Here is a 20,168-nt window from a genome sequence, read left to right as displayed (position 1 = left end):
TCTAAACGTCTTGACTCATTTAGTGATTCCAAATTCTACTTTGTTCAATCTCAGCATGTGCTTGAACCACTGAGTTTCGTAACACATTTACATGACCCATTTTGCGTTTCGGTATCGCATCTTTTTTGCCGTATAGATGAACTTTCCAATCCTTTGCTTCAGGAATCACCCTTAGAAGGTCCTCCATATGCTCGCCGAGAATATTGACCATCACAACAGGGCTCATTAAATCCGTTTTCCCTAAAGACCAATTGCACACTGCCCGAATATGTTGTTCAAATTGCGATGTTTGACATGCTTCCATCGTGTAATGACCTGAATTATGAGGGCGCGGTGCCAATTCATTTATGAGAATCTCTTCATGCTCGGTTACAAACATTTCAACACCTAACGTACCGACAAGATTTAGCCGCTCCGCTAATTGCTCCGCAAGCTCTGTCGCTTTGCGCGAGGTATCCCCACTAATTCGTGCAGGAACAATACTTTTGTGCAAAATGTTCTCATGATGGATATTTTCTGCAACAGGGAAACATTTCATTTCACCAGTTGTTTTTCGAGTGACGATTACAGAGATTTCTTTTGTAAATGGAATCCATTTTTCAATGACACATGTACAGTTTTTCAGAAGATCCGAAGCTTGTGCAATATCAGACTCTGATTGAATTACAAGCTGTCCTTTTCCATCGTATCCTCCACGAGTTGTTTTCATCACGCATGGATATCCCAGCGTTTTAATGTTCTCATGAATGTCCGTTACATTTTTCACGATGCCGTATGGTGCAACCTGAGCTCCTGCTTTCGTGATTGCGTCTTTTTCTGAGATTCGATTCTGTGTAGATTTTAAAAGTTTTGCTCCTTGTGGCAAGTAACTATGCTCTTCTAACCACGCTAATGCTTCAAAACTCACATTCTCGAATTCATACGTAATGACATCGCTCACTTCAGCAAGTTGTTGGATGGCATCCAAGTCGTCGTAGGCACCATTAATTTCAATATCAGCAATTTGCCCACATGGACAGTCCTTTGTCGGATCTAATACTGCAATACGAAAACCCATAGCCTTCGCAGACAAAGCCATCATTCTTCCCAGCTGGCCGCCTCCGATAATGCCAATTGTTTGTCCTGGTAAAATTACGTTAGGTAAGTTGGTCATTGCTTTTTAACACCTTTACTTTCGTTTCATTTCGGATTGTTTCTAATCTATCTGCAACTTCAGCATTACAACTGCCGAGAATTTGAGCAGCCAATAACCCCGCGTTGGTAGCGCCAGCTTTTCCAATTGCAACAGTCGCAACAGGTACTCCGCCAGGCATTTGGACAATTGAAAGCAATGAGTCCATTCCATTTAACGCTTTTGTTTGAACAGGGACGCCAATAACAGGCAATGTTGTCTTGGCAGCGGTCATACCAGGTAGATGAGCAGCCCCTCCAGCTCCAGCGATAATGACCTTCAAGCCTCGTTCTCGTGCAGATTCTGCGTACTCAAATAACAATTCAGGTGTACGGTGTGCGGAAACCACTTGCTTTTCATAAGGAATCCCGACTTGATCCAATGATTCACACGCATGTTTCATCGTTTTCCAATCGGAAACACTTCCCATAATGACTCCAACTTGTGCGTTCACTGTCTTCCCTCCCACATTTGCATACTTAGATGATTTGTAGAAATAAAAAAACGGGCAGGGAACTTTCTCGAAAAAGAGAAAGTTCCCTGCCCTGGATAAGTAGCCTTTTACAATAAAAGGACAGACCTATCCTAAGTAAAGGGTGCACTTTCTCTCATAGTCCGACAATTTACGGTTATCGGGTAGAAACGTTCGGGCCATATTCCCGGAGATATATGAGAGATATAAGTAAGTTCGTAATTATCTTAACAATCGATCAACCTGGCGTCAACCAATAACACGAATGGTTTTTAGAAATTTGTAAAAGAATGTTCGTATTTAGGTTCGTAAACGTTAACAAATAGCAGTATACATTAGTAATTATCATCATTTCGACAAAAATACAAATAGCTAGTTTTTTAATTGCCCCTACAGTTATTGGAGGGAGCAACTTCCTTATCTAAAGCAAATAAGTTTTTAAGTCACCAGAAAATGGAGGCATCATCTCTCCTCTTAGAGTGACCTAATGACTTATGGCTCAAAAAACGTTAGTTAAACTCTTGATATAGCACATAGGTTCATGTTGTATCATTTCTACTTGAATGGTGGATAGGCAGGCAATTTTAATGAGGACGTACTCAAATGTAGGAAAAGAGGATGACTCAGTTGGAAAAGATTGTGCGGAAACTTTGTAAGTGTTCTACTGTTTTTAGGTGTTGTACTACTTTTAATGATCACTTAAAAGTAGTATGTTACGTATGCGTCTTACATGAGATCGTCAATTGACGATCTCATGTTATCTAACTAACGAGCCCCTGATAAGTTGAAGTCTATATTTTTTGTATCTCCTCAGCCAACTCCAAAATGATTCCTTCTGGTCCGCGAACGAAGCATAATTTATATGTGTTTTCGAAGTTTTGTATCTCGTCTATAAGCCCTGCACCATTCTTTTTCAACTTGGTAACAAGGGCTTCAAGATCTTCAACAGAAAAAGCAATATGCTGGGTTCCAAAAGAATTTTCCTCAGGAAGCGTTATATCATTTTCATCTGCTACCGTGTGAAATTTTACTAGTTCTATAGTTGCTTCGCCGCCGAGCGGTCGGAACATTACAATTTCCAACTTCACACATTCTTCTTTAACGTCATGAAGACGTATCATCCGTTCCAACCATTCCCCTTTTACTTCTGTTTCGCCTACCATTTCAAGACCAAAATCAAGAAAAAATGCTTTCATGGCAGTAAGATCCTTAACCATTATACCTACATGATCGATTCTATTGATTTTCATATTTCATATCTCCTTGCTCTTAATTTTTCATATGTGTAATTTAATTAGTTCTTCCTTATTGCTTACAGCTATTCCGCTTTCTTCGACAAAACGGTGTGATTACGATATGGAGGAAATACCTATATTTCTCCCTATTCTGGAAAAATAATATGATTTAAGTCAGTTGTTATTGTAGAAGATTAGAGATTGTTAAAATTGGTGCGTACTTGTTGAGCAAGCACTACTCTTTTATAAACGATTACGAATTAACGGATTCTAGCCTTACGAAACCCATCGTATGCATTGAATGCCGCAGATAAAATAAAAATAATTATTAAGCCTCCCACTATCCATGTTTCAAATTGCATAGCTGTTGTGTTAAATAAACCACTCACATACGTAATAAATTCAGGATTCATTAAATCAGGATTGCTTAACATAACAATGAATACAACAGTTGAGATAAGCTCAAGAGCAGTAGTAAAGATTGCCATTTTCTTCGTCCATTGCCCTATGATTAATTTGTAGAGAGATAGCGCAATTTCTAGTGCAATGATAACGAGAACGATTGGCCAATAACGAAGTAAAACATCTTGATTTAAAGCCGGAATCACAAACTCAAGCTGATCTCCCCTGCTTTCATATACACCTACAAGATGGTTCGCATAAAAATAAAGAGTGGCCCAAATCGCCGTCCACATTAAGTAGCCAAATATTTCGAGCTTCGTAATCACTTTTTTCTTGGGAATATAAGGAATGCTTTTCAAATCATCAGGGGTCCATTTTTTTAGACTTGTAGACAATGGATGCTGATCTTTTCCTTTATCTGTTCGTTCGATAATGGCGAAAATAAGTGTTAACCAGAAAAAGGTTTGGATGCCTACTTCAATGACTTTCCATATAGCAAAACCAGTAATATCTAAAACTACATTAATTACCGCTTCTTCGCCACGGTATCCTATAAAATATTCTGCAATTATCGAGATCAGAGAAATAGTAGCAGCAATTGGCAAAATCATTTTTAATAAAGAGACATATACATCAAAGTAGCGTGGTCCAATTAGATGCATAGGTTGATCTCGATATCCACTAGCTAACGTTGCTGGATTCCCTAATTTTTCAAGAACTTCATTTATATCTCTTTCATTATAATCGTCAGGTAGCATATCCTCAATGGTTGACCTTAACTCGAGTGCAATATCCTCACGACTTTTTTCAGGTAGCCTACGAGTGACTTCTTGTATATATACCTCAATCAAATTCATCTTCTTCCTCCCCTTTTAATATGCCATAAAGTTCTTTCGAATTTTTAATCCATTCTTTTTTTAACTGCAAAAAGATTTCGAGACCGTATTCACTTAAAACGTAATACTTACGTGGCCTACTTTCAGATGTATCCCAGCTGCTCGTCACTAATTCCTGTTTTTCTAAACGACGAAGCAATGGATATAAGGTACTTTGATCGATGCTAATGCTCGATTTCTCCAATAACTGAACAAGTGAATATCCATACTGGGGTGTTCGTAATTGACTTAAAACGGCTAATGTCAGCGTTCCTCTCCTAAGCTCTGTCGTTAATGAATTCAGTAAAGTATTCATTCACTCACCTCTACATTTATACTGTATGATTTATACTATGTATGATACACTATTATTGTTACAGTAACAATTGAATTTAAACACTCATTAAGACGTAAAACGTAAATTAGCTCAAAGAGTATATAAAAACATGATTATAAAGCCTGTTAAAAAAATCTAACTATAAAAAAGCCCAATTTCTCTGAGTTGTAAGAGAGAAATTAGGCTTTGTCTACTAAAAAAAATGGTGCTTTTACTGAATAAGCACAGATTATTTAGATCAGAATCGCTTCAGTTCTATTAACATAATCAATTTCCAATCATCTTAGTTAACACATCGAATGTATAAGTTTCAATAATTGAAAAGCCAACTTTTTACTTGCATAAGAACCCTTAACTTTTAATTTGCATTAAACTCGTCCATAAAAATTCTTCGCCGAATAAATCATCTGATTGTGCAGGCTTTTTCATCTTTCTAAAATTCAAAATATCGAAGTCTTTATTGAAGATCTCCTTTAATCTTTCTTCAGAATAACCTATACCCCCCTTTAAACTTTTATCTTTGTAGACATCCCAATCAGGTGTATCTAAAGCGCCATCTGTATTGAAGCAAACAATCCCAAAGTATCCGCCTTTTCGTAGGGCTTTTTTAATAATCTCTAAATACGTTAAACGACGATGTGGAGCTAAATGATGGAACATTCCACAATCGTAAATAAAATCGTATGAATTCGGCTCAAATTCAAAATCAAATAAGGAAACGCAATGAAAATCAAGATTTACCCCTTCCTCATCTGCTCTTTCTTTCGCCCATTCAAGCGCTTTGTTTGAAAGATCTAAAGCACTTACACTAATCCCTTGTTTAGCCATATAAATAGAATTTCTCCCAGGTCCAGCCCCAAGCTCCAATACCCTTGTAGGCGAAAGTCCCTTTCTAAAATATTCAACTAAATTCTCATCAGGTCCTTTTACTTTGAAGAACGGAATGTTTTTTGTTCTATCTTCATAAAAGTCCTCCCAAAATTGTTTAGGTTCTCGAAGTTCATCATCTAACATTTCCAATATGTCTTCGTAATTTAAAATACTTCCCCCCATAAATACCCCTCCAATTTGACTTGCCTTTCCATTCTCTAAACAGGTGCTTCGTTATGCATGCATTGTCTCCAATTGTAAAAACTAGTCCGTTTTTACAAGTACTTCGTCAAACAACTCTCACAGAAAGGTTAAAATTTAATTTCTTTAGGCTCGTCTCCTGGAGCGGTTAGAATTACCTTATTAAGCTTAGGTACGTAAGAAACTGTATGTAAAGTCCCAAAGAAATGTTCGTAATCTGTATAAAAAACTGGAGATGCTTGATCACTAAACCAGTTATGAACCTCTCTAACAGGTTTTTTAGCCTTAGATAATTGAGATAATGCTTCCATCCTCTCTAAAGAAGAGTAAACGTTCGCTCGATTATAGCTTTTCATCTTGTCTGTTTGAAACATATTCACACAAGAAAGTGATTCTTTTTCGCGATGTATATTTGTCTTCTTTGGAGATGCTTCAAAAACAGCGAAATTCCCATACCGGTCAGCTAATGAATAATTATAGCTAGCTGCATGCGGTAATTCTTTCAATAAATCAAGAGCTTCTTCTACAGTTTTGCACATTTCTAATACAATTCTTACTATCGTACTTCCGATAAATCCTTTTTTGTGCAGATCATTGTTTACAAAATGCAACCCGCAAGTTAAACCATTATGGTTCATCCCATCCAACCGACCAACCACCAGCTCCGAGTTTCCACAAGTCCAATCGTTTTCATTATGTCTTTGAATAACGAAGCTTCCGTCGTAGATTAACGGACTGAAATCATAATTACGCACGTAATAATCGGCAGTTATAAAACTTGTACAACCCATTTCTAGAATAGGCATGTCATATCCGCCGAACAATTTTAAAACATCACTTTCTGGATACTTCATACCTTCTTGAAGGCCGTTCAATTCATCTAATAGATTTGGACAAAAATAATTTAACGTGCTTTTAATTTCTTTCGTGTTTTGTTCTAGGTTCAAGTTATCTTTAAAACCTGACAACATACTTTGATAATGCATTGAGTCGTTTAGCTTACGTCCATGTGCTAAACCAATTTCATAATAACTCCCTTTAAAATCCAATATATCTATATTTCTCATGTTCTCTACCCTCTCCATGCATTATTTTGAATATAGTTTTTCAACTTCAAAAAAACTACTCACAAAATGGCCCGGTTGAAGGGCAACCTTAAATCATTAATATCCTCCGTTTGCTTGCTACATTTTTCATTAAAAATCTCGAATAGAATCCAATATTTTTTCAATCTCTTTTTGGAGAGTGTTACCCACATTGTTATAGCGAAGGCGAAAATATAAATTGTTTAGAAAGTTACGCACATTAAGCTTAAGATACAAGCCGTTAAGGTCAGATACGAGTTTCTTTTGAGTGTCCAATTGGATTTTTAAATTGTTAATCCAATTTAAAATTTGGTGTTCACTTAATAACCCTCTATCGATTGTATTAAAAGCTGAGAGTGCGATGCGTTCGTCCTCGTTATGAGTATAAACAGAGTTAGAGAAAAGAATTTTGGCATTAATAACTTCCAATAGTTCTATTAAATCATCTTCCTCAGTGTAGGGATGTTTGGCAATCGCCGCTAATGCATCAGCAGCGTGAGCCAAAGCATGTGCCCACCCCTTTCCATCTACATATCCTCTTACGTCTTTTTCATTCCTGACATAAGTATAAAGCCTTTTTTGTACGTACTTTATTTCACTCTCGGATAAAAAGGAGTCGCGATGATCTACATTCAAAATAAGAGGTAATATCAATACTGAGAATGACCTTACAAATACAGAATCAGTTTCACTTTCTCCTAACCTATAAAAAAGATGTTGATCATCAACACAAATATCTAATAGTAGTTTTATCTGATCTTTGTTAAGAACATTATTTGTCACGATCATTTGCCCGAATGTTATGTAAATCAATTCATCACGAAGTTCACTGTCTATTGCTCCAATGTTCGTTAGCATTTCAGAAATTAACTTATCAAGATCATAACCAGTGAAATTGTAGTCATTTTTTTTAATCTCTATTAATTGGCACTTTAGCTCTTCCATTAATCCACCTCATTTCTTTTTTTGCTATGTATTTGTGCGTTATTCGGGACCGTTTCAAGCACAAACCTTATGCGACAACTACTCCCCTGATGATGGAACAATAGGAATTCACGCATGCTCTTAGTTGTCAAACGAAATAACAAATTACTAAAGGTTTAATGCACGGGGTTCTTTTTAAAATTGTATCGTTGTAATTTCTCAATAGCTCATTAGGAACTTTTTCTATCCGGTCTTTCCATTCATCGGAATCATAAATTGCTAGGGTGACATAGGATCTTATTTAAACTGCCACCATTTGCTGATGGCAGTATACAAATTGTAAACTTATTTAATTGGAATCCAGATTTCCGAGTATAAATCTGGATTATTGGGATTTTCATCCGTATAAAGTTCAAATTCTGGTATACCGGCATGCTCATATCCAGTAGAAGGGAACCATTCGGAGAAAATTTGTTTCCAGGCATTTTGCATCGCTGCAGGCATGGGTCCATGCACTTCAAAAACCGCCCACTTGGAAGCCGGAATTTCTAAGCTAAGCAACCCTTCTGGAACTTTCCCAGCGTAGGAGGTTGCCACCCAATAATCAAACACATTAGCCTTTTTTTGCTCATCACTGACTTCCCCACAAACTCCTAAAACTCCTTTTACTACCCCGTCATTCAATTGAAACAGCAAATCGCTTGTGCCATCTAGATTGACCTCTTCCCAAAGTTCCGATATGCCTACTACGTTTTCTTCCTCTGGCACACTAGAAAACTCCCTCTTAACTCCAACAATTTGAAAAGCATTCTTCTTAACCACGGTGTATTTCATTGGTTCTGCTCCTTTCAAGGTTACCTGGATTATCAGGCGGTTATAGGATTGCAGCTTCCCTTTATTCTTTCGCGCTTCAGTTGGAGTAACTTTGTGCTGTCTGCGGAAAGCCTTAGAAAAAGCCTCGGGAGTTTCATAGCCATATTTATAGGCAATGTCAATAATCTTAGCATCCGTTATCAGTAATTCCTCTCCAGCCAATGTTAATCGTCGTCTTCTTATATAGTCACCCACTGTAATTTCTGTCAAAACAGCAAACGTTCGCTGGAAATGAAAAGGTGACACATTGGCTTGTTTAGCAATACTGTCTATCGTTATGTCTTCTATTATGTTTTTTTCCATGTATTCAATTGCTTTTTGTATTGACTCCACCCATGCCATGGCTTTCAACTCCTTATTGTCATCTTAGCAACTTTTAAAAAACTTAACCTGTCAATTTATGCTTTGATGTGGCAGTTTCGATTCCCTTATTTCTGAAAGTGCAGTTTAAGTGTAATTCAACAAGATAATTGCCTGATCTTGATGAAATAATATTGCTATAGCTATATGCAGATTTTTGCCCGAAATGCTGCCTTATTAGATTTGTCTGTGTTTATTTATTATCTCCATAAGTCGTTCTGAATTCTCTGTCGATACATTTTCTGATAATCTCGCACCAGCGATGACTGGAGACCATTGGAAAACTTCCGGTCTTCTAAATCCGCTTTTCTCACAATAAAGTCTTAAATAAACTTCAGCTAATTCAGTTGAAAATTGGGAATATAAAAGATAAGTGCGGTATACATCAGCACGGGGATCACCTGCACTTGCATCCACCCAATCTATAATAACCACTTCGTTGTCTGCCACGAGCAAATTGAACAAATGGAAGTCACCGTGACATAGTCTACTCTCAAATGTAAATGATTCCAGTTTCTTCAACAAATACGATTTTTGTCGTTCATCTATCGTAGTTACTGCTTCAATTTGGCGATATAATTTATCATGCATGGGTTCAAAGTCGTCTGGAATAATGCTATGAACTTTCAGTTGCATATCTACGGATGTGTTTAGGTAACTCTCAGCTTGGTCTTTATCCTTGAGTAATAATTCTCCTAATGATTCACCCTTTATATATTCCATTGTAATTGCTTGTTTTCCATTTATAATGCCAACATCCAAAACCTTAGGTACAGGAAGACCACATGAATAGGCGTATTTTTGCTTATTAGCTTCTTTTTTGGATTCATTATCCGGTAAAAAGTCATTAAAAACCTTGACTATTTTGTTTTCAGACAAATAAATCTTTGCAGTATTCCCCATCGCTATTGGGTTATCTAAATTCATTGTGTGATTCCCCTCTACTTGTTAACTACCGCATCATGCGATTTCTCCGAGCCCTCAACAATAAAATGGCCCGTTTGAAGCACAACCCTTATACCGTTAGAGCCCCCGTTAATGGAAGAAGAAAAGCGAAGTTTATAAAGTATTTTTAAGACGATGAAATGATTTTGTTTGAGCGAATTGTTCAAAACCAATAGACTTGTAAAGCTCACATGCATCTAGGGAAGTACAAACAACAACTGCCGTTTTTGCCCCCTTATCACTCAACGCATTGAGAGCAAGCTTACAGACAGAACTGGCTAACCCCATTCTTCTAAATCTCGGATCAGTTCCAACAGGTTCCAGTAACCCCACCTTGTTATCTTCGTCAAACCAAATTAAACAAGATGCTACGAACTCACCATCTGGGGATTCTATTACCCAATCAAGAGAAGAATCATAAGGATAGGTATTCATGAGGTTCAAGTAACTTTCTTCTGTGACTCTGGATTTTTGAAATGCAGCCCTATGTACTCCCACACGATTTGTTAAATCCTCAGAACCCTTGATATGGCGACCTTTAAACTTTTCTGGCAATTGAACAGGGAATGAACAACTATCCAAAGAAATTTTTGTGAGGATTTCTGGATTTTCTGCTAATGGGTTGAATAAAGAATCTTCTAAGGCTGAAATAAGATGCGACTCCGTTTATAGGACAGTCACTTTTTGCTCATTGGTTTTAGTTATTTTATCAAACCAGTCAATGACATCCTTGGCCACCTCAGGAAAATTGGGATCAACTTGACAGGTTAACTCACCAGGTTTTTGAATCCATCCCCAAGCAACGGGATTCCCACCCATTTCCCAAATCGCAGTATCCCAATCATCCTCGCGTCCAGCGTGTCGATGGCGTTGCCAAGCTAGATCGCCTATATGGTAATTAGGTTCCAGTGGCCATAAAGCTTGTGTAAGTTTCTGCATTCGTTTTAAATCACTTTTATCTTTATAAGTTCGAATTACAGGTTTACTCATTTTTTTATCTCCTCGATTCTTCTTGATATTTGTAACTCTCTTTTTGATATTCTTACTACGGCCATCCTTATATTTAATCATCTTATACTAACCGCTATGACTAGCTCTAAAATTGAACTCTCCCTTTTTTCCTTCATTCAATGATCACTATTGAGCCTTTTCATATTCAATAAAAATTTAATTATTTCTTCTTCAACTAAACTGGCCCTATTACTGAAAAAAGGGTGCAATCCTTATGCAAGAATTGCCCCCATTACTTAAAGAAGATGAAACCTAATACCAGTAACAGCAAAATCGCAATGAAAGATCTAATCCATATAACTCTTTTACTAATACCAGCTCTCTTTTCAAGATAATGTAAGTAAATCATTGCTAGGGGGTAACCTAATAATGCAAACGCAGATTCCACAGCAGGCACAGTTTCCTTAAATTTCAATAACGCTAATGCTATGATTATGAGTCCTAATGTACCAATAGATATATTTAAATATAAGTAACCTTTCTCATTATCCTCCACTAATTCTCCCCCAAGTCCCTCTATACGACTTGATTAACCTTTTGTATGTGTGAAATCCTATTTAATATTGTTTTTTTACTAACTGGTAGCAGATCCTTATGCCAGAATCGCCCACGTTTATGAAAAACTTTACTTTCTGAATTTGTATTGAAACCTGTTTTGTAAGAATTCTATTAGAACAGCGTCAACAACTCAATTCACTATCAATATTAGTACCCTTTTATTTTTTTCTACCTATATACAGCAAGTGAGAAGATATACCAAGAACATAAGGATCTGCTGCTCTTTCTTTAATTAAAGTATTTATTTTTTCCACCTCTTGTTCACCCTTATCTCTCCAGTAATTCCAGCTATCATTATTTAATATTGCTCCTACATTTGATCCTATTAATTCCAAAGTTTCGAATCCTTGTTCCTCCATAAAAGGATTAATGTCCTCAATATTAAAATAGTATGCACCTGTAAAACGTCCTTCATCTGCGTGATTAAAGCAACCTGATTGAGAAAATTGATTAATGCTATCCATATTATCATTTGGTTTCCAATTTCCTGGAGATGAAAGCGATGTAAGTATGTGGCGAATTCTTGGCATAAAGGCTACAAAAACAAGTCCGTTCTTTTTTGTAACCCTTATTAGTTCTTTAACTGCCTTAATACGATCCATTTCTTTCTGTAAATGATACATAGGTCCAAGCATTAATGCCGCATCATACTGTTCATCTTTAATCATATTTAGTTCTCTTGCATCTGCTACATAAAAACCATTAAATTGTCTATCTAAATTGAGTTCTTTTGCCTTATGTGCTGCAACTTCAACTAACCTTGGTGTTAAATCAGTTAGTGTTACCTGATAACCTTCTTTAGCAAGCTCCATTGAGTATTTTCCCGGTCCAGCACCGTTGTCCAGCACATTTCCCGTTACAGGCATATATTTTTTTATATAATGCCAGTTCACTTGGAATTCAATCGGTTCTCGATCCAGTCTTCCCCACTCATCAAATTGATTATAGTATTTAATTATCCCGCTCATAATTTCGCTCCTATATTCAACGTTCTACTTACTCTAATTTGGTAATAAAGGTATAAGTCGTTCTTCATCAAAATGGCCAGATTGAAGCACAAACGTTATTCAATAAATGCCTCCGAATTTGGACTAATTCTTTGTTTTTAAGTATTGCAACTACTTGGTCTAAACCTGGTTAGCTCCACAATGGTTATTTAATATCTGCATAATTTACTTAAAAGTCTGCAATATAGTGCCTTGTCCATTATCGGATTCAACTTGTGCGTATGCCCCGTTTATGAGGGTGATTTGTGGTGGGACATGACCGCAATCAATATCGTATAAGATAGGAATTTGAAGCTCATTAGAAAGCTCATTATAGACATCTTCAACCGTATAATTTTCAACAGGTGTATTAGCAGGACTTCTACCAAACATAATACCAGTACAATTCTCAAACCAACCAGCGAACTTCATTTGTAAGAGGGCTCTACGCAAGTCAGTGGAAGATGAATCGCAATTTTCGAAATACCAAATGATAGAATCTCCCTCAATATAATTCTTCCTGAAATTCTTTATATCGCCAAAAGGTGTGCCAACTAAATGACTTATTGTGTCAATACATCCACCGAGTAATCTCCCCTGCATGTTAACTTTTTCATCTTCAGTTGATTTCCAGTAAGTTTGTTCTGTTAAGTTGAAAATATAAGGGGTAGGGTTATCATGTTGCCATTCTTTCTGATATTTTTCTGATGAATGTTGGAGAATCGATTCACCCGTTTTAGTGGATAAAACAGAGTGCCACATAGCTGTTGTATCATCAGAATACTCTCCTCTTAAATCCACTAGATTTGTTCCGTGAGCAGTAGCAACACCAGTTTTCAATGTGATTGCTAACAGTAGAGTACTAATGTCGGAATAACCCAATACCCATTTACTCTGTATTTTCTCAAAGTCAATATACTCAAGCGTCTCAATAAGTAGTTCCCCGCCCCATGGAGGAATAATTAGTTGTATATCTTCATTGAGCATCATATTATTAAACTCTTCCGCACGCTTTTTAGAAGGAGCTGATTTTGCCTTATACTGGGTCCAAACAGTTTCATCGCTGATTATGTTAAATCCTTTTCTTTCCATACTTTTAATTGCAGAATTTAACAATTCATGTAATTCACTTGGCACTCCAGATGACGGTGCAGTTACCCCTATCGTCACATTCATTTCTAGGGTAGGATATGTTATCATGTTGGCTCATCTCCTTTAGTTTTGTGCAACTTTGACTTTTCAATCTATTATGCTGATGGCATTTCTAGAATCTTAGCATAGAAAGTTTTTATGCTTTTAATATCTATAGTCTTTAAAATAGCCTTTTTGATTCAATTTTCAAAATATAAAAGCCTTTTTTGTGGAAAAAACAGCACTTACATTTAAACTTCATACTAGTTGCTGTAATCGTACATATCCACGTTCTAAGCACACATTCTATAGATGCATATATTTCCAGCAGAATTGTAGAGAAGCTGAACTTTCTTTCATGTAAATGAGCAGTCTCAATACTAGTAGCTCTACTACTAGTAATAGCAATTCTCCATTCTAGATCATTTACAAATAAGAGTTAGGAACAAAGATTGCTTGTGCAAAATAACACTTAAAGCAAAAACTATTAAGGACATGTAAAAGATAGCCGTCTAACTGAAAAAATCAGATAGACGGCTATACCGCAGGAACGCATTCCAAATCCCTAAAACTAAAGTTGTTTCTTTTTGGATTCACCTATATAAAATGGAGAATTATAATGAAAAGTACATTAGATTTATAATAGTTCTTTAACATATGCAAGCAGGTGAATCCTGGTTAATAGCAACATTTTTTCTGACGATTATTTAAATCATCTACTCAAACGTTGAACAAATATTTTATGAGAGAGAGGATTGAGCTCTCCAATCTTTCAGCTTTATATTCTTATTCAACCATTGATCATGTGGTGCTTGGTATGGCGCTGAAGCGATTAAGTAATTTTTGTGCCAACTAGCAGCACCTGAACGAATCATTTCATCGATAAGAGGTTGAATAAACTCTTCTGGACGAAGCTGGAAAGAGTAACGTGCAAAATCTTGAAACCAACCACACTCCAGTAGATAGTTATCTATTTCTTCTTTTTCCAATCCGTTTTTAATAATTAACGTAAAAGAAAAAATTCTTTTACAGGCATGCCATGAAACTTTTTCAGGCGTACTTAGCCACTTCTCAAACCGTTTTCTTGATGCATCAATGACTTCAACTGGATTATCGATAAGGGGTCCGTGACCAGAATAAGCAAGTTGGATCCTAAGTTGGGACAACCGATCCAGACTTTCTAGTGAACGTTGTATAGAAGAAACACCTTCACGAAAGATATTTAGCCAGCCAAGATCATTTTTGTGAAATAGATCCCCGCAAATCAATACTTCCTCTTCAGGTTCATATAAAGAAATATGTCCTAACGTATGTCCCGGAGTATGTACAACTTTCAAGATTCTGCTTCCTGTATTAATTTCATCGTTGTTTGAGAGCTTAATATCTACCCGATAAGGTTCAACAGGCTGATCTAACCATTCTGCCCCGCATGCTTCAGTGTCACAAGTATTAATTAAGTCTGCTTCCCATTTATGAGCAGCAACTTGTACACCATAATTCTTTTGAAAATGAAAATTCCCTCCTACATGGTCACTATGATAGTGCGTGTTTACGACTAAATGTAAGTCTTCAGGAGAAACACCATTTCTTTTGATCATTTGTTCCGTTTCCCTCACATCACTTCCAAAGCCACTATCAATAAGGGTTGGAAACTGATCTTTAATCATGACCATGTTGGCACTTGGAAATTTTCTTTCATAGAAAATAATACTAGATTTTTTCACATGCAACTCCTCCTTAAAGTCGATGATCAAACAAATCGCTTCAAAATAATTTTTTATTTACATGTTAGGTTTAGATCTATATTGTCGTTCTCTAAATGATTAATGAATTCCTGGTATTACCCACCTTATAGTTTGACCTTTGTCTTCTATTCTCCATTTCACATATGAATACCTCTTTAAAACGAATGGAATGACACATTACAATGAATAATGCGATCTATACCGCTGAATTTAAAACATCATTTATGATTTCAATGATGTTTTTATTGAAGACAAGCAGTCAACCACTCCCAAGCTCATTCGCGCAACAATCACATATCAAATTTTTTATACAAAAAATACTGACTAAAACCCTTTGGATGATCTTCGATAGTGCCGAAGACTTCATAACCATTATTTTTATAGAATTCAGGGGCTTGGAAGCTGAATGTATCTAAGAAAATGAAACGACACCCTTTATCTAATGCATAGGTTTCCATTCTTTTTAAAAGTTCACGCCCAAAACCTTTCTCTCTAACACTTTTGTCAACCCATAAGGATTCGATGTGCATATGGTTCCAGTAAATATTTGCAGTAATTCCTCCGATGATTTCTCCTATATCGTTCTTGAGAATAAAACTAACATTGTCATTTGAAGTTTTAAGTTTATCGGGAAGTTGCTCCATATTGTGCTCGATTACCTTTTTTCTAATAAAATCGCTATCTGCCTGCTTCCATTGTTGTACTATATTCAAATTTGTCATCTCCTTAAGATTTAGTTAGTATATAAAGATCCGATTAGAGCGTAGAGTTATTTCACAACTGAGTCCAGATATATTACACATCACTTTATATAACCAGATCTTACAGACCTTGTAGACCCTGCTGGTTAAAGTTTGATAGAATCACTAAAAAGCGATTCATTGGAACCGATGTCTAATCTTAAAGATAGTGCTGAAGCAGTAAAAGGTATCGTTGAAGCTGTTCCTGTATACCAGATTTATTGCAACCAGCCGTTCAAGAGTTAGGAAAGGGTCTACAGACTCTTTCTAAAACAGTTCACATTGCTCTATCTCCTATTTCAGCAATGGTCTGGAGGTATGATCAAATCAAAGATTTTGTTCAGCAATCATTAGAGCAGAAGCTGTCAAATGCCCCTGCGGAAAAAATCATTCCCCCTGATCTCTCTAATGCCTGTCCAACAGTAGCCAATATATGATCTCTTGTTGTTCAACTAACGCACTCGTTATTTTTAATCCATTCATTTACAAGTCATCAGTATATAATTTATTAGTTGAATCCGTCACAAATTGTAACCACTCTTCTTCAGTCAAATCATCATAAGCAAAGCCCATTACAGAAAACTTACCATACTTGATCACATCTAGCACCTGATCAAGCAATCCCGTTCCAGCTCGCCAATCATGTAATCTTATATCATTACTATCAAATGCTTCTTTACAATTTATACATCGAATATAGACTATATTTATTTCATCTATTTTATCGTCGTCATCATACTGTAAATTATCACTTGAAGCATTGCAGTTAGGACAAACAGCTTCCAAATGTTTTATATATAGATTTTCAAAATATGAGCATCTTTTAGTAGCTAATTCTAATGAACAATTACAAATCTTTGCATACTCTTCAGTATTCAATGTATTTATCAATTTCATTCCTCCCTATATGAATAATAATTATACTCTTCATTCGACTGTATTTTGAGTAATTAAAAAACACCTCAGAAAAGGTGTTGGTACGATACGTTATCGTCCGTGTGCGTCTTTCGAAAATAGATGATCTAATGTTGTTCTACAAACGCGCCCGTTGATTGAATAAGTCCTTTCATTTCTCACTACTTTTCCTGTCGAAATTGGTGAAAAACGTTGTCATCAATACTATAAAAACAGGCAGTAAACTCCATAAGAAGAATCTCCATTGTTGCATTATAAGTGATAATGTTAAAAAGAAAGCAAGTGTTACAATCGAAATGTAAACAGTACGTTTTTTATATTTACTCACCTCATACACTCCTTCCTCAACGTTCTTTACAACGCAAAAATGCTGCGCAATTTAGCCAGGTAGTGGCAGACTATTCAAGCCCTTGTTTGTAACAAAGAGTCCACCTTTTCTGCTATATAATTCTTAAAAAAATGGAGTTCTTCCTTATCAAAAGAATTATTGTTTTTCTTATCTGTATAGATGTTTATCGCTTTTTCAACTGTTATCCGTAAGTCCTGCGGTAATATTTTTAGTCCCCAGTCACCGGCATCTTGTTTCGATGAAATAACCCCTTCTTTTAGATACCAAAACACCCTAATTAAGTTTAAACAACAATAAACTGGCTCATCTTCAATATTTCGTACACAGTCCTGGAAATCTCCCATTATTGACGTTATATAGTCTGATTTCGGAACAATGGGAAATACCCTAGCAATAGAATCGCCAGAAACACATATACCCCTATGATTGGTTATTGTAATATGGGCAGCTAAATCCGTATCAGTGTTATTATCATTTTGTGAAAATTGGAATGTAGTACTTATCAAATCATCTTGATATCTTTTTCTCCAAAACTCACTATAATGAAAATCAAATGGACAAGGATGCTTCCATTCCTTTAACTGCTCCTTGTTTAAAAAACTAATTTCGACTGGGAATGGGCAATTTGAATAATGAAGGAAAAACTGTGCTAATAACCACTTAATTTCGACCCCTATTGCTTTATTTGTAACAACCAAAACATCGATGTCGCTACTATTCGGGTTAAAACCTCCCATTGCCAAGGAGCCGTGTATATAAAAACCCACAAAATCATCTTTAATAATCCTTTGAATTCCTTTTTCAAGGTTGTAAATAAAAACCTTTACCTCATGGGGACATGTTTCCCAATCATATCCCATTTCGCACTTCCTATTCTTTGTTCGTACTTAAACATTTGTTAAACAAACTGATACGAATGTGAACAAAATTCATCTCTATCATAACATATTCAATCTATTTTGAGTAATTAAAAAACAAGTTATATAATGTGTTGTTTCGACACGTTATGTTCTGACTGTGACATAAAAATGCCTTAAATTAGTACAATAAATAAAATCACAACTCTTCTTTTGTAATTTTCAATGTATTTTTTGTGTTGTAAGTTATAGATAGGCTGCCGGGTTGCTCTAGCCAAGTTTCCCAATCATCATCCCAATAATAAGCTTCTATTTCTACAAAAACGTCATTCAACCGCCTATTAATTTCAACCTTAAATGTATTTCTGGATGAATTAATTTCTCTGATCAAGTCTAGCATCAAACAAAACACATCAAATAAATTATATCTATATTTAGAACCTAGCTAAAAACAACTTCTTATGTATATGTCCGATAGCTGAAAAACAGTATATATTCCACCATACAATAATCGCCCAATTTAGAGTATAAAAAAACACCTAATTATAAGGTGTTAATACGATACGTGACGCGTTATTGTTCGGAGCCGACATAAAAAAGACCGTCAGTAAACGATCTCTTGTAGTACAACTACCGCACCCAATTATTATTTAATCATTAGTGTGACCTATAATCTCTTAAAGCCCCATAAAAACTACATCATGCCATGATCCATTTCGATAAAATGGTTCGTTTAACTTTCCTTCTTCGTTAAAACTGAGTTTTTGATATAATTTTATCGCTCGTTCATTTAAGGAAAAAAACCATAAATTCACTTTATGCAAATTTAACTCATAGAAGGCAAACTCCAATACTGTATAGGCTACACTTACTTGGACAATAAAGTGTGGTATATACAAGAAGAATTAAGTTTAAAATAGTTCCGACCCTTGCTCATTTAGAAAATTAGCGACATCTTCATTTCCATATTCTTTTGCATAAGAGAGGGCAGTATTTCCATCATCGGTTTTTGCATTTATATCCGCACTTCTTTGTACGAGTAATTTCACGGTTTCTAGGTGGTCGTAACAACTTGCAATTATTAAAGGAGTAGTGTCGTTATATGACTTAATTTCAATATTAGCACCATTGTTTAGAAGATATTCAACGATTTGTATATTTCCATCAGCAGCTGCTTGATACAGAGGTGAAAACCCCTCTTCGTCTTTTGTATTAATATTTGCACCTGCGGAGAGGAGTAGTTTAACGATATCTAACTCACCTTCCTGAACAGCCCAGCGGAGAGCTGTAAATCCAGATTCATCCGATTTATTAACGTCTATTCCAGTATGGATTATCCGCTTTACCTTATCTAATCTACCATAACAAATAGCCCACACCATTTCTCCTCTATACCTCTTTGCTATTTTCATTATTATTCTTTTTTTCATTATTTGTCCTCCTAATTACTTCAGGTTTCCAGTAAAGCTCTTATTGAACCAACCTGCACCGTTAGTTGAATAATACAAACCTTACTCCCAGCGAAAATAATTCATAAAAAAGTTCTCTAAATTGAACCAAACCCCATTGGTAACAAAGTAAAGTTGACTAGCTGTATATTCTTGTCCATCTCCAGTTTTAAAGCGTATCATCCACGAAAGATGGTCTTGTGAAAATATAGAATCAGGGTCTTTAAAACCATCCAAATAATAAACAAATTCACCTATCTTAAAATCTCTTGCTTCTTCCCAACTAAATTCAATACCATCTCTACAACCTGTAAAAGATTCTATTATGAAAATCTTGTCATTTACCCTCGATTCAGAATGAACTGACATTTATTTTCTCCTTTTTCACACTTTATTTCCCTCGTTAGTTGAATATGAACTTGTTACTGTTCGACTAACCTGCCTGTTAGTTTAAGTAATGATGCCGTAAAATGCCCGTTTGCGGAACAAAATATATTTATTTCATCGTACTAAAATCAACCAATTTTGAGTAAGTAAAAAACACCTCATAAAAGGTGTTGTTACGACACGTAATGGTCCGGGTGCATCTTTAATATGAACGTCAATAGATGATCTAATGTTGTACTACAAACGAGTCCGTTTGCGGCAATACCAAAATACCCATAAGACAGTGAAATA

The 20,168-nt window shown here is 35.9% G+C and carries 23 protein-coding genes and 1 riboswitch; all 23 genes read right to left on the bottom strand.

Annotation, left to right across the window (positions count from 1 at the left end):
* Positions 1-19 precede the first annotated feature (19 nt).
* Complete coding sequence (gene purK, locus N693_RS19055) at positions 20-1,153, bottom strand: 5-(carboxyamino)imidazole ribonucleotide synthase (RefSeq protein WP_037592996.1); 1,134 nt, start codon at positions 1,151-1,153, stop codon at positions 20-22.
* Positions 1,137-1,625, bottom strand: coding sequence for a 5-(carboxyamino)imidazole ribonucleotide mutase (gene purE, locus N693_RS0108555; protein ID WP_025784382.1), 489 nt, complete (start codon positions 1,623-1,625; stop codon positions 1,137-1,139). Before purE ends, purK begins: the two co-directional genes overlap by 17 nt.
* A 137-nt stretch (positions 1,626-1,762) precedes the next feature.
* Positions 1,763-1,864, bottom strand: a riboswitch (purine riboswitch).
* 570 nt (positions 1,865-2,434) lie between these two features.
* A complete protein-coding gene (locus N693_RS0108550; protein ID WP_025784381.1) occupies positions 2,435-2,893 on the bottom strand; it encodes a VOC family protein in 459 nt (152 codons plus the stop codon).
* Between the two features lie 245 nt (positions 2,894-3,138).
* On the bottom strand, positions 3,139-4,137 hold the full coding sequence (locus tag N693_RS0108545; protein ID WP_025784380.1) for a hypothetical protein: 999 nt from the start codon (positions 4,135-4,137) through the stop codon (positions 3,139-3,141).
* Positions 4,124-4,471 (bottom strand): PadR family transcriptional regulator, encoded by a 348-nt coding sequence (locus N693_RS0108540; protein WP_025784379.1) that lies wholly within the window; start codon positions 4,469-4,471, stop codon positions 4,124-4,126. The genes N693_RS0108545 and N693_RS0108540 overlap by 14 nt, the downstream gene beginning before the upstream one ends.
* 372 nt (positions 4,472-4,843) lie before the next feature.
* The gene (locus tag N693_RS0108535; RefSeq protein ID WP_025784378.1) at positions 4,844-5,545 is read right to left on the bottom strand and encodes a class I SAM-dependent methyltransferase; all 702 of its coding nucleotides are present in this window, start codon (positions 5,543-5,545) and stop codon (positions 4,844-4,846) included.
* Positions 5,546-5,673: 128 nt separating this feature from the next.
* Complete coding sequence (locus tag N693_RS0108530; protein ID WP_025784377.1) at positions 5,674-6,630, bottom strand: C45 family peptidase; 957 nt, start codon at positions 6,628-6,630, stop codon at positions 5,674-5,676.
* A gap of 129 nt (positions 6,631-6,759) precedes the next feature.
* A complete protein-coding gene (locus N693_RS19050) occupies positions 6,760-7,593 on the bottom strand; it encodes a DUF2785 domain-containing protein (RefSeq protein ID WP_025784376.1) in 834 nt (277 codons plus the stop codon).
* A 324-nt stretch (positions 7,594-7,917) separates the two neighbouring features.
* Positions 7,918-8,787, bottom strand: coding sequence for a GyrI-like domain-containing protein (locus N693_RS0108520; protein WP_025784375.1), 870 nt, complete (start codon positions 8,785-8,787; stop codon positions 7,918-7,920).
* 195 nt (positions 8,788-8,982) lie between these two features.
* Positions 8,983-9,732 (bottom strand): phosphotransferase family protein, encoded by a 750-nt coding sequence (locus tag N693_RS0108515; protein ID WP_025784374.1) that lies wholly within the window; start codon positions 9,730-9,732, stop codon positions 8,983-8,985.
* Between the two features lie 132 nt (positions 9,733-9,864).
* Complete coding sequence (locus tag N693_RS19650; RefSeq protein WP_253271182.1) at positions 9,865-10,185, bottom strand: GNAT family N-acetyltransferase; 321 nt, start codon at positions 10,183-10,185, stop codon at positions 9,865-9,867.
* Positions 10,186-10,416: 231 nt separating this feature from the next.
* On the bottom strand, positions 10,417-10,821 hold the full coding sequence (locus tag N693_RS20195; protein ID WP_025784372.1) for a hypothetical protein: 405 nt from the start codon (positions 10,819-10,821) through the stop codon (positions 10,417-10,419).
* A 172-nt stretch (positions 10,822-10,993) separates the two neighbouring features.
* Positions 10,994-11,257, bottom strand: coding sequence for a hypothetical protein (locus N693_RS0108500; protein WP_025784371.1), 264 nt, complete (start codon positions 11,255-11,257; stop codon positions 10,994-10,996).
* Between the two features lie 220 nt (positions 11,258-11,477).
* On the bottom strand, positions 11,478-12,287 hold the full coding sequence (locus tag N693_RS0108495; RefSeq protein ID WP_025784370.1) for a bifunctional 2-polyprenyl-6-hydroxyphenol methylase/3-demethylubiquinol 3-O-methyltransferase UbiG: 810 nt from the start codon (positions 12,285-12,287) through the stop codon (positions 11,478-11,480).
* 204 nt (positions 12,288-12,491) lie between these two features.
* Entirely contained in the window at positions 12,492-13,505 is a 1,014-nt protein-coding gene (locus tag N693_RS0108490) for a S66 peptidase family protein (protein WP_025784369.1), read from the bottom strand.
* Between the two features lie 671 nt (positions 13,506-14,176).
* Positions 14,177-15,160: an MBL fold metallo-hydrolase gene (locus N693_RS0108485; protein WP_025784368.1), complete on the bottom strand. Its 984-nt coding sequence runs from the start codon at positions 15,158-15,160 to the stop codon at positions 14,177-14,179.
* A 311-nt stretch (positions 15,161-15,471) separates the two neighbouring features.
* Positions 15,472-15,894 carry a GNAT family N-acetyltransferase gene (locus N693_RS0108480; RefSeq protein WP_025784367.1) on the bottom strand — a complete coding sequence of 141 codons (423 nt, stop codon included), beginning with the start codon at positions 15,892-15,894 and terminating at the stop codon, positions 15,472-15,474.
* 510 nt (positions 15,895-16,404) lie between these two features.
* A complete protein-coding gene (locus tag N693_RS0108470; RefSeq protein ID WP_025784365.1) occupies positions 16,405-16,812 on the bottom strand; it encodes a hypothetical protein in 408 nt (135 codons plus the stop codon).
* 175 nt (positions 16,813-16,987) lie between these two features.
* Positions 16,988-17,164, bottom strand: coding sequence for a hypothetical protein (locus tag N693_RS20190; protein ID WP_156028890.1), 177 nt, complete (start codon positions 17,162-17,164; stop codon positions 16,988-16,990).
* A gap of 74 nt (positions 17,165-17,238) precedes the next feature.
* The gene (locus N693_RS0108465) at positions 17,239-18,045 is read right to left on the bottom strand and encodes an aminoglycoside adenylyltransferase domain-containing protein (RefSeq protein ID WP_025784364.1); all 807 of its coding nucleotides are present in this window, start codon (positions 18,043-18,045) and stop codon (positions 17,239-17,241) included.
* Between the two features lie 196 nt (positions 18,046-18,241).
* Positions 18,242-18,442, bottom strand: a complete 201-nt coding sequence (locus tag N693_RS0108460; RefSeq protein WP_025784363.1) for a hypothetical protein — start codon at positions 18,440-18,442, stop codon at positions 18,242-18,244.
* 511 nt (positions 18,443-18,953) lie between these two features.
* A complete protein-coding gene (locus N693_RS0108455; protein WP_025784362.1) occupies positions 18,954-19,472 on the bottom strand; it encodes an ankyrin repeat domain-containing protein in 519 nt (172 codons plus the stop codon).
* Between the two features lie 81 nt (positions 19,473-19,553).
* Entirely contained in the window at positions 19,554-19,859 is a 306-nt protein-coding gene (locus N693_RS0108450) for a hypothetical protein (protein ID WP_025784361.1), read from the bottom strand.
* Positions 19,860-20,168: the final 309 nt, after the last annotated feature.

The organism is Sporosarcina sp. D27 (genome assembly GCF_000586555.1).
Taxonomy (GTDB): domain Bacteria; phylum Bacillota; class Bacilli; order Bacillales_A; family Planococcaceae; genus Sporosarcina.
Note: the sequence above shows the minus strand (reverse complement) of the source record. Positions and strands in the feature narration are given on the sequence as shown.